The organism is Martelella sp., from assembly GCF_984369615.1.
In genome coordinates this window covers 1-2,993 of sequence record NZ_CFHTCS010000451.1, presented here as the reverse complement: position 1 = coordinate 2,993, position 2,993 = coordinate 1, and the positions used below count along the sequence as shown (strand labels likewise).

The 2,993-nt window shown below is 61.6% G+C and carries 2 protein-coding genes and 1 pseudogene; all 3 read right to left on the bottom strand.

Annotation, left to right across the window (positions count from 1 at the left end; all coding sequences use genetic code 11):
• Nucleotides 1-475: pseudogene (locus AC5DC2_RS22030) on the bottom strand (F0F1 ATP synthase subunit beta); the annotation flags it as partial.
• A gap of 23 nt (nt 476-498) precedes the next feature.
• Nucleotides 499-1,377: a F0F1 ATP synthase subunit gamma gene (locus tag AC5DC2_RS22025; RefSeq protein WP_024706588.1), complete on the bottom strand. Its 879-nt coding sequence runs from the start codon at nt 1,375-1,377 to the stop codon at nt 499-501.
• A gap of 30 nt (nt 1,378-1,407) precedes the next feature.
• Nucleotides 1,408-2,940 (bottom strand): F0F1 ATP synthase subunit alpha, encoded by a 1,533-nt coding sequence (gene atpA, locus AC5DC2_RS22020; RefSeq protein WP_024706587.1) that lies wholly within the window; start codon nt 2,938-2,940, stop codon nt 1,408-1,410.
• Nucleotides 2,941-2,993 lie beyond the last annotated feature (53 nt).

Genomic DNA, 2,993 nt, shown 5'->3' with positions numbered 1-2,993 from the left:
TCTTGCCAACGCCGGCGCCGCCGAACAGGCCGATCTTGCCGCCCTTGGCGTAAGGCGCCAGAAGATCGACGACCTTGATGCCGGTCACGAGGATTTCCGCTTCGGTCGACTGGTCGACATAGGGCGGAGCTTCCTGGTGGATGGCACGCTTTTCCTTGGTCTTGATCGGGCCGACTTCATCCACCGGCTCGCCGATAACGTTCATGATGCGACCGAGCGTTTCGACGCCGACCGGCACCTGGATCGGGGATCCGGTATTCTTGACTTCCTGGCCGCGAACGAGACCCTCGGTCGCGTCCATGGCGATGGTGCGGACTTCATTTTCGCCGAGGTGCTGGGCCACCTCGAGAACGAGCCGGTTGCCGTGGTTGTCGGTTTCAAGCGCATTCATGATGGGGGGCAGTTCGCCGTCAAAGGCGACGTCCACAACGGCGCCGATAATCTGCGTCACTCTACCGGTAGAGGCCTCAGCCATGATAAAACCCTCTTCTCAAGCTCTTACAGCGCTTCCGCGCCGGAAATAATTTCAATCAGTTCCGTGGTGATCTTTTCCTGACGCTGACGGTTGTAGGAAAGCGTCAGCTTGTCGATCATCTCACCGGCATTGCGCGTCGCATTGTCCATCGCGGTCATCTTCGCGCCCATCTCGCCGGCGGCATTTTCCAGCAGGGCGCGGAAAACCTGGACGCGGATGTTGAGCGGCACGATCTCGGACAGGATGGTTTCCGCATTCGGCTCGTAATCGTAAAGCGCGGACTCAGAGCGTTCTTCCGCGCCTTCCGGCGCCGAAGCCGGAATAAGCTGAAGGCCGGTCGGCACCTGCGAGATCACCGATTTGAATTCGGAATAAAACAGGGTGCAAACGTCGAAAGCGCCCTCGTCGAACATCTCCATAACGCGGTTGGCAACGTCCTCGGCATTGTCGAAGCCGATCTTGCGGACATCGCGCAACTCTTTCCGCTCGACGATCAGGTCGGCGAATTCGCGGCGCAGCGCATCATAGCCCTTGCGGCCGACACAGAAGATCTTGACGGTCTTGCCCTTGGAAATCAGGTCACGGGCAGCAAGGCGCGCATGGCGCGCGATCTGCGCGTTGAAGCCGCCGCAAAGGCCGCGCTCGGCCGTGCAGACCACCAGAAGATGAACATCATCCTTGCCGGTGCCGCTCATCAGCTTCGGCACTTCCTCGCCCTCGCCGACGGCCGCCGTCAGGTCGGCCATGACGGTTGCCATGCGTTCGGAGTAGGGCCGCGCATTCTCGGCGGCCTCCTGCGCGCGACGCAGCTTCGCCGCGGCGACCATCTGCATCGCCTTGGTGATCTTCTGCGTCGCCTTCACCGAGGCAATGCGAAGCTTCAGATCCTTCAATGAAGCCATGGGTTATAAATCCCCGCTAAGATTACCTGGTTACTTGGAGAAGTTCTTCGCGAAGGCGTCGATCGCCGACTTCAGCTTGCCCTTCAGATCGTCACTCAGCGCCTTTTCCGTGCGGATGCCGTCGAGAACGTCGCTCGCCTCGCCGCGCATATAGGACAGAAGACCCTGCTCGAACTTGCTGACGTCGCTGACCGGCAGCTTGTCGAGATAGCCGTTCACGCCGGCGAAAATCACGACGACCTGCTCTTCGGTCTTCAGCGGCGAGAACTGCTGCTGCTTCAAAAGCTCTGTCAGGCGCGCGCCGCGGTTCAGCAGGCGCTGGGTCGCGGCATCCAGGTCGGAACCGAACTGGGCGAAGGCCGCCATTTCGCGATACTGGGCAAGCTCGCCCTTGATCGAGCCGGCAACCTGCTTCATCGCCTTGATCTGCGCCGACGAACCGACGCGCGACACCGACAGGCCGACGTTCACGGCCGGGCGGATGCCCTGGTAGAACAGGTCGGTTTCAAGGAAGATCTGGCCGTCGGTGATCGAGATCACATTGGTCGGGATGAACGCCGAAACGTCGTTGCCCTGGGTCTCGATGACCGGCAGGGCCGTCAGCGAACCGGCGCCGCGTTCTTCCGAAAGCTTGGCCGCGCGCTCGAGAAGGCGCGAATGCAGGTAGAAAACGTCGCCCGGATAGGCTTCGCGGCCCGGCGGGCGGCGCAGCAGCAGCGACATCTGGCGATAGGCGACGGCCTGCTTGGAAAGGTCGTCATAGGCGATGAGCGCATGCATGCCGTTGTCGCGGAAATACTCGCCGATGGCGCAGCCGGCGAACGGCGCGATGTACTGCATCGGGGCCGGATCGGAGGCGGTGGCGGCGACGACGACGGAATATTCGAGCGCGCCGCGCTCTTCCAGCGTCTTCACGAACTGGGCGACAGTCGAACGCTTCTGGCCGACGGCGACATAGACACAGTAAAGCTTGTCGTTATCCGGGCCGTTGTCGTGGATCGGCTTCTGGTTCAGGAAGGTATCGAGAATGATCGCGGTCTTGCCGGTCTGGCGGTCGCCGATGACAAGCTCGCGCTGGCCGCGGCCGATCGGGATCAGCGCGTCGATGGCCTTCAGGCCGGTCGACATCGGCTCGTGAACCGACTTGCGCGGAATGATGCCGGGGGCCTTGACGTCAACAACAGCGCGGTGGTCCGAAGCAATCGGGCCCTTGCCGTCGATCGGGTTGCCGAGCGCGTCGACGACGCGGCCGAGAAGGCCGGGACCGACCGGCACATCAACGATGGCGCCGGTGCGCTTGACGACGTCGCCTTCCTTGATCTCGCGGTCCGAACCGAAGATAACGACACCGACATTGTCGCTTTCGAGGTTGAGCGCCATGCCGCGCACGCCGCCGTTGAACTCGACCATCTCGCCGGCCTGGACATTGTCGAGACCATAGACGCGGGCAATGCCGTCGCCGACCGAAAGCACCTGACCGACTTCCGAGACCTCAGCCTCGTCGCCGAAATTTTTGATCTGTTCTTTCAGAATTGCGGAAATTTCCGCGGCCCGGATATCCATCAGCCAACCTCTTTCAGTGAAAGCTTAAGTTTGGAGAGTTTCGTGCGCAGCGA

What these genes read in the sequence shown, in the direction of transcription:
- AC5DC2_RS22025 (WP_024706588.1), bottom strand. Translation starts at nt 1,377, where the DNA reads ATGGCTTCATTGAAGGATCTGAAGCTTCGCATTGCCTCGGTGAAGGCG.
- atpA (WP_024706587.1), bottom strand. Translation starts at nt 2,940, where the DNA reads ATGGATATCCGGGCCGCGGAAATTTCCGCAATTCTGAAAGAACAGATC.